The following is a 7,385-nucleotide window of genomic DNA, read 5'->3' as shown; positions in this document are numbered from 1 at the left end:
GACCGATCGGATCTGGGTCTACAACAACCTCTCCTACGACCATCCGAACGGGCATGGCTGCTTCGTCTGGGATCCCGACAACGGCCCCACCAACGTCCTCTTCGCCCACAACACCCTTATCAACAACCGCATCTCCTTCTACTTCGGGAGCAAGCGGAGCACGGCCGAGATCGTGAACAACCTGGGTTACTCGCTTGGCTCTGCCATCAGCAACGGCACCTCCAAGTCGAGCATCCAGGCTCACGATAACCTCTGGCTCGCCGCCCCGACGGGGTTCGTCTCGGCGGAGGGCAAGGACTTCCGCCTGACGTCGGCCTCGACGGCAATCGGCAAGGGCAAGCCCGTCCCGCCCTTCTCGGACGACCTGGGGAACACCTACCGCATCACCACCGACTTCGCAGGGCGCGAGCGAGGGGACGATGTGGGGTTGGACCTGGGAGCCTTCGCGTACCCCTAAGCACATGAAGGGCCGGGTCGGCTTTCCGACCCGGCCCGCTTGTTGCGCCTGCGGGTCAGCTCCGCAGGGGGAGCGGGGCGCCCGCTGGGGCTGAGTTCGCGCCCATTTGCCGGTAGAGCGCGAGGTGGTGCTGCGCGACGATCGGCCAGCCTATCTCTTGCTCCACGCGTGCGCGGCCACCCCACGCCAACCGCTGCCGCAGCTCGGGGTCGTGCCAGGCGCGCACGACGGCCTCGGCGAGGGCGGAGGCGTCGCGCGGGGGCACGATGAGCCCCGCCTCGCCGTAGGCGACCGCCTCCGGCAAGCCGCCGACGTCCGTGACGATGGCCGCCTTCCCGAAGGCCTGGGCGATCGCCAGGACTCCCGACTGGGACGCCTGGGTGTAGGGGAGCACCACCAGCCGCGCGCGCTGGAAGAGGTGCGCGACCTCCTCGTCCGAGAGGAAGCGATTGATCACGTCGATCCGCCCGGAGGGCCCGATCTCTTCGCGGAAGAGCTCCGGGTCCCCTTCCCCCGCGATGCAGACCCGGTAATCGCCAAGCCGGTCGCCGAAGAGCCGCTCGGCTTGGCAGAGGACCTCGAGGCCCTTGTAGGCGGAGAGGCGTCCGAGGCACAGGATCATGGGTTCCTCGGCGATCGCGCCGGCGTGGCGCAACAAGAAGCCGTAGTCGCCGTGCGGGATCACGGCGATCCGGGAAGCCTCGATCCCTTGCGCCGCAAGCTCCGTGCGCAGGGCCTCGCCGTGGACGATGAGCCGGTCGACGCCGGCGATGGTGCGCTGCATCAGGAAGTCCTTGAGGGGCGTGCTCTCCCCGGGATGAGCGCTCGGATCGTGCAGGGTGAAGCAGACGGGCGTATCCCCGAGCAAAGGCAACAGCAGGCTGTTGGCGGGGTGGGCCGTCACCAGGTGGATCACGTCCGGGCGGACCTTGCGGATGCGCTGCGCGTTGAGGCCGTGGACGAGCGGGTTGAGCTGTCGGCTCAAGGTGCGTAGCGGCTGGCCGGGATAGCTCAGCTGCAGCGTCGGGTGATGGGTGAGGTCGCGCGAGAGGTAGTCGGCGAGCTCGCGCTTGGCCGGGGTGAAGAAGTGGACCTCGGCCTGAGAGGCGAGCGAGTTGGCGAGCTGGGAGGCGTAGTGCAGCATCCCGCCGTTCTGGCAGGACAGGGCGACGATGGCGACGCGCATGGCAGGCTCCTCTCGAGGCGGTGGGGGCAGAATGGCGGGAGACGCCCGCCCGGGGTGGGTCCACCTTAAACCAAGGCTCGCCTGCTTCTCTTGCCAAAACGCAACAATCTTTTGTGCATTTTCACCAATCCCCCTCGTCCGCTCGGATCGGTATGCTGCTGGCTCCAAGCAGCCCTTCATTCGTTGTCCGTTCCGGAGGTGGCCCTGGTGAATCGCGTTTCTCTCAACACCGCCCTCCAGGTGCTGACCCGTGGCATCGAGCTTTCGAGCGGCCTGTTCGTCAACGCCTGCCTCGCCCGCCAATGGGGAAGCCAGGCCTTTGGCCAGATCGGCTTCATCGCGGGTCTGGCCAGCGTGTGCGCCTTCCTCTTCCACTTCGGCCTGGGGAATCTCCTGACCCGCACCATCGCCCGGGATCCCAAGCAAGCACGCCACTACCTCGTCAACGCGCTCATTGCCCTGCTCCCACTGGCCCTCCTGGGCTCCGCCGTGCTGCTCGGGCTGGGGGTGGCGAGTCGTGCCAGCGTCTATAGCGCCCTCTTGGCGCTGTCGTGCGCCCAGATGGTCCTCGCGGCGGTTTCGCAGCTGATCCGGGCGACCTTCTACGCCTTCGAGCGCATGGAGTTCGACGGGGCGGCGGTCTTCGGCGAGCGTGCTTGTATCTTGATCGGCGGTCTCTACCTGGCCTTCTTGCCGCCGAATCTGTGGGCGTACTTCGCCTGCCTCGTCTTCAGCAAGGCGGTGAACGTGCTGGTGAGCGCGGTGCTGTTCGTTCGGCACATCCTGCCGCTCACGGAGCGCGCCGTCCCGCGCCTCTCGCTCCAGAAGGGCCTCCTGAAGCAGGCCTTCCCGTTCGGCCTGGACGTGGCCTTCACCGTGCTGTACACCAGCCTCGACGTCATCTTGATCGCAAGCTGGGGAGGCGAAGAGGCGGCAGGCCAGTACCGGGCCGTGGGGATGCTCGTGCTTCCCCTCACCATGATCGCTTTGGCCCTGATCAACTCGCTGTTTCCGCGCATGAGCGCGCTTGGCCTCTCGGACCCCGAGGCCTTCGGCGCCTGCAGCCGCTCGGCGGCCAGGCTCTTGATGCTTGCGGCCATGCCGATCGCCCTGTTCACCTTCCTCTACGCCCCGAGCATCGTCGCGACGCTGTTCGGGCCGGCCTACGCGCCTGCGGCCCCCTTGCTGCGCGTACTCAGCTTGGTGATTCCCTTGCGCTTCATTAACGAGCTGCTCGCCACGTCGCTGACCGCGTGCGACCGGCAACGACGGCGCACCCTCTGCGTGGGCATCGTCGCCGCGTTCAGCACGTTGGCCTACCTGGTGTTGATCGCGCGCTACCACGCGCAAGGCGCCGCCATAACGGCCCTCTGCGCCGAGCTGGTGATGCTGGCCTTGCTCGCGAGGGGAATGCGCCCGCTATGGGGCGCGGCCATCCCTGGCGGCGAGGCGGCGGCTCGTGGCCTCGTGCTGGCGGGGGCGATCCTCTTGCCGCTCGCCTGGCTCGGAGTTCCGCTCTGGGCGGCGGCGGTCGCGCTCGGCGTTATCTACCCCTTGCTCTTGGTCCGCGGCAGGGTTCTGACGGAGGGAGAGCTTCAGTTGCTGCGCGGCTAGGTCGTTTTGGCCCCTGCGCTGGGCGATCTGCCGAAAACTTGTGTCGAACCTTCACTAAAGAGCGAGCAACCGAATCTTGAATGATGGAGCGGATGCAGGGCGTCCGATCCAGGCCGTCTCCCCATCCATATAGAAGAGGACGAAGATATGACGTATCAGGATCCGAGTCTCAAGGGCTTGCTCGCACGTCGCTGGCGCGCGATGGGGATCGCCTTCGCGCTGACCCTGGCGGGTGGGAGCGCGGCGGTTACCCTGCTCCCCAAGACCTACCAATCATCGGCCAAGCTGCTCGTGGTGAGGCCCGAGCAGCGCATCGGGGGCCTCAAGCTCGCCAACGGCGGCCTGCCCGAGCTGACGGGGGCGAGCCATCCGCTCTACACCCAGGTCGAGCTGATGCGTGCCGCTCCCCTGCTTCAGGAGGTCATCACCCAGCTGGACCTGCGCGACAAGAGCGGAGTGCCGCTCTCGACCGAGCAACTGGCCAGCCGGATTCTGGTGGCGCCGGTCACGGGGACGGACCTGCTCGAGGTGCGCTGCACCTGGGGCGATCCGCATCGCGCGCAGCAGGTGGTCGAGGCCCTCTGCGGGGCCTACCTGCGCTACAACCAGCAGTACCAGCGCGAGGGCGTCGGCGAGGGCCTCAAGTACGCCGACGAGCAGCTCGCGGCGGCGCGCACCCGGCTGACCGAGACCGAGCGCAACCTCGAGCGCTTCAAGCAGGGAGCCGGGAGCGTGGCCTTGACCGAGGAGATTCGGGCCTCGGTCACCGACCTGAGCACCCTCAACAGCACGATCCGAACCCAGGAGGTCGAGCTCAAGAGCCTGCAGGCTCGCGTGTCGAGCCTGCGCGCGCAACTCGGGATGAGCACCCGGGACGCCCTTAACGGGGCGAGCCTGGCCCAGAGCCCCAAGCTTCGCTCCCTTCAAGATCAGTTGCTGACAGCCGAGACCTCGCCGCTGCGCTTCCAAGGTTTGGCGCCTGATCACCCCGACATGGTCGCGCTCAACGAGCGCCTCAGCATGCTCCGCGCGGCGGTGGCGGCCGAGATCCGAGGCTTGGTAGGCCGCACGGTCTCGGCGCAGCCGGTCGAGGGGGTGAAGCTGCAACTGCTCGAAAAGCTCACGAGCGCCGAGACCGATTTGCTCGCCCTCAAGGCCAGCCTCGAGGCCGCCAAGCGTAACCAGGCGCGCCTCACGGCCGGCATGGCGAGCTTGCCCGAGCGGGAGACCAAGCTCACCCGCCTGACCCGCGAGGTCGAGGTGGCGAGCCAGGTCTACCAGCAGCTCCTGCAGCGCCGCGAGGAGGCGCGTCTGGCCATGTCCATCGCCCCGAGCATCGGTCAGCTCATCCAGCCCGCCAACCTGCCCACCAAGCCGGGCGGCCCCATGCAAGACAAGGCGGTGCCCATCCTCGTCATGCTGTCGCTGGCAGCGGCCTACGGGGGCGGGGTCTTGCGTGACCTCTTCGACCGTTCGGTGCGGCCGCAAGATCTCGCCGCCTACATGCCCGACGTCAAGGTGCTGGCCAGCGTGCCGCTCCTGAACTCGGCCGAGCGGCGAGGCGGGGAGCTGGTCGTGCGCAGCGGGGCGAGCCCCCGCTACCACGAGGCCATGATGACGCTGGGCTTCGCCCTCGAGGACCATCGCCCCGAGAAGGGCGGCCATGTCCTTGCCCTCACCAGCTCTCTATCGGGCGAGGGCAAGAGCGTGACCGTCGCGAACCTCGCCCTGGGGCTGGCCGAGGCGGGCCACCGCGTCCTGGTGGTCGATGCCGACTTCTGCCGCCCGAGGCAGCATGCCCTCTTCGGCCTGAGTGCCACTCAGCCGGGGCTGGCACAGCTGCTGTGCGCGGATCTTCCGCTCGCGGACCTGATCCAGACTCAGGCGGGTATCGACGTGCTGCCGGCGGGGCCCGACGCCGTGGACTTCGCCTTCGCCCGCGTCCACCGCAAGCTCAACAAGTGGCTCGAGACCTGGCGGCAGAGCTATGACTTCATCCTGCTCGACATGCCGCCCATGGCCCTCTTCGCCACGGTCGCCCGTATCGCCAAGCAGGCCGACGGCTTGCTGATGCTCGCGAACCTCCAGCGGGTCACGCCCGTGACCCTGTTGCCGGCCCTGCAGCAGCTCCAGGCGCTGCGCATTCCCCTCCACGGCATGATCGTCCTCAGCAACTCGCCGGCCCGTCGTGCCGCCGAGTACAGCCCTTATCTCATCGCTCCCGAGGGGAGCCATGTATGAGCGCGCGGGTCGTTGCCGAGGCCACGCCGGCTTGGCTGTGGCCCTGGTGCCTGTTTCTCTTCTTGCTTCCCTTTGATGGGTTCCTGGCGAGCCGCGGCCTTGGCTTTGTGATGACCCTCCTGTCCCTGGGCGCAGCCTTGCTGCTGGCGCTCGCCCCGCGATCGGGGGCGCGGGGCGCCTCGGGCCGCAGCGTCGCCGTCGTGCTCTTCCTGCTCGCCTGTGCCGCCTCGTCGTTCGCCTCTCTCAATCCGGCGGCGACTCAGCTGGCGCTCTTTCTGGGCGCCCTGCACGGCCTGCTTTATCTGCTGGCCACGGCGGCCCCCCTCTCGCTGCCCCAGCTCAGGACGAGCCTGCGCGCGTGGATGTGGGGGGGCGGGGTGGCGGCCTTTTGCATCGTGCTGGCCTTCCTCCAGGGCCGGCTGTTCACCGACGGTGCACGCGAGACCCTTTACCTGTGGGGGGGACAGACGGATCCGAACTTCTTCTCCGCGCACCTCATCTTTCCCTTCTCCCTGGCCCTGACGGCCCTCAAGGAGCGCGGCAGGCGCCTGGAGGGGGGAGCGATCCTCGCCCTCTGCGCGACGGCCGTCGTGATCACCCAGTCGCGGGGCGGGGCGATAGCCCTGGTGGCGATCGTGGTGCTCAGCCTGGTCTTCGCGCGTCGCTGGAAGACGCTCGCGGCCTTGGGCGTGCTCGCGGGGGGGCTCCTGACCGTAATGGCGACCTCTCTTGGGCGCTTCAACCTGCAGGAGGACCCCAGCGGGAGCGGCCGGACCGACCTCTGGCGGGTCGGGATTGAGGCGGGCTTCGCCCACTGGCCGACGGGCGTGGGCCTGGACGCCTTCAAGACGGTCGCGGGGGCCGCGAGTGGCCTCTACTGGTTCATGGAGATCCACAACACCTACCTCGAGGCCTTCGTCGAGGCGGGGCTGCCCGGTCTGATCACCTTCTTGCTCATCCTCTTCACCCACTTTCGCTTCCCCCGCTCGAACCCGCTCGTCTCACCAATCCGTCTTGCCCTGATCGGCCTGCTGTTGGACGCCGTCTTCCTTCACTTCCTGGGCTTCAAGGTCTTCTGGGTGGGCCTGGCCATGGCCGCACAAGTGGCGCTCGTGGGGGAGGAGCCCCGCAGCGCGCCGCCTTCGCCTCGTCCCCGTCTTTCGCTCACGACCCGATAGGAGAAACCGCCATGAACGTTGCCTCGACATGCCTGCGTTGGTTCCTCGCCTTGCTGCTGCTCGCGGGAGGCCCCTGCCTCGTGCCGGCCGCAGCCCACGCCCAGCCCCCAGGGGTGGAGTACGCGCTTCGCTTCGGCGACTCGCTCTCCGTCACGGTCTTGGGGCACCCGGAGCTCTCGGTCCAGGCGCAGCCGATCCGGCCGGACGGCCAGATCTCGTTGCCCCTCGTCCAGGCGGTGCGCAGCCAGGGCCGGACCATCCCTGATTTGACGAATGAGCTGGTCAAGGCCTATCGCCCCTTCCTGCTCAATCCCCAGGTCGTCGTGACGATCGCGCGCTTTCGCCCTTTGCGGGTCACGGTCCTTGGGCAGGTGGCGCGGCCGGGCGCCCTCGACTTCGAGGAGGCCCCGAGCCTGCTCGACGTTTTGGCGACGGCCGGCGGTTTGACCGAGCAAGCCTCCCGCAAGGCCGTCAAGGTGGTGGACCCTGCCGGTAAGACCCAGGTTTATGACCTCGATGGGCTCCTCGCCCGGCCGGGGGACATTCCCCGGCTCGCCGAGGGGAGCGTGGTCGAGGTGGGCCAGGTGTGGGGGCCGGACCTCTACCGGGTGACCATTCCATTGCTCGCCGCCTTCATCTCGTCGGCCGTGTGGCTGTTGCGTCCTTGAACCTTCTCGCTTCGCTCCAGGGCTCCTGAATTTCAACGTCG

At 68.1% G+C, this 7,385-nt stretch carries 6 protein-coding genes; 5 read left to right on the top strand and 1 reads right to left on the bottom strand.

Translation table 11 applies throughout. From position 1 onward, the window contains the following. A partial coding sequence (locus J7643_18790) for a hypothetical protein (GenBank protein ID MBO9542640.1) occupies positions 1-457 on the top strand: 457 nt, incomplete at its 5' end. 55 nt (positions 458-512) lie between these two features. On the opposite strand, the gene J7643_18785 is transcribed toward J7643_18790, so the two are convergent. Next, positions 513-1,643 carry a glycosyltransferase family 4 protein gene (locus J7643_18785; protein ID MBO9542639.1) on the bottom strand — a complete coding sequence of 377 codons (1,131 nt, stop codon included), beginning with the start codon at positions 1,641-1,643 and terminating at the stop codon, positions 513-515. 207 nt (positions 1,644-1,850) lie between these two features. Between J7643_18785 and J7643_18780 the strand changes: the two genes are divergently transcribed. The 4 genes from J7643_18780 (at position 1,851) to J7643_18765 (ending at position 7,344) form a co-directional block, all read left to right on the top strand. Further along, complete coding sequence (locus J7643_18780; GenBank protein ID MBO9542638.1) at positions 1,851-3,257, top strand: flippase; 1,407 nt, start codon at positions 1,851-1,853, stop codon at positions 3,255-3,257. Positions 3,258-3,404: 147 nt separating this feature from the next. Next, the gene (locus J7643_18775) at positions 3,405-5,498 is read left to right on the top strand and encodes an AAA family ATPase (GenBank protein ID MBO9542637.1); all 2,094 of its coding nucleotides are present in this window, start codon (positions 3,405-3,407) and stop codon (positions 5,496-5,498) included. Then, positions 5,495-6,676 carry an O-antigen ligase family protein gene (locus J7643_18770; protein ID MBO9542636.1) on the top strand — a complete coding sequence of 394 codons (1,182 nt, stop codon included), beginning with the start codon at positions 5,495-5,497 and terminating at the stop codon, positions 6,674-6,676. The genes J7643_18775 and J7643_18770 overlap by 4 nt, the downstream gene beginning before the upstream one ends. Positions 6,677-6,687: 11 nt before the next feature. Continuing rightward, on the top strand, positions 6,688-7,344 hold the full coding sequence (locus tag J7643_18765) for a polysaccharide export protein (protein MBO9542635.1): 657 nt from the start codon (positions 6,688-6,690) through the stop codon (positions 7,342-7,344). Positions 7,345-7,385: the final 41 nt, after the last annotated feature.

This window comes from bacterium, assembly GCA_017744355.1.
Classification (GTDB): domain Bacteria; phylum Cyanobacteriota; class Sericytochromatia; order S15B-MN24; family UBA4093; genus JAGIBK01.
This window is presented reverse-complemented; position numbering and strand designations above follow the sequence as displayed.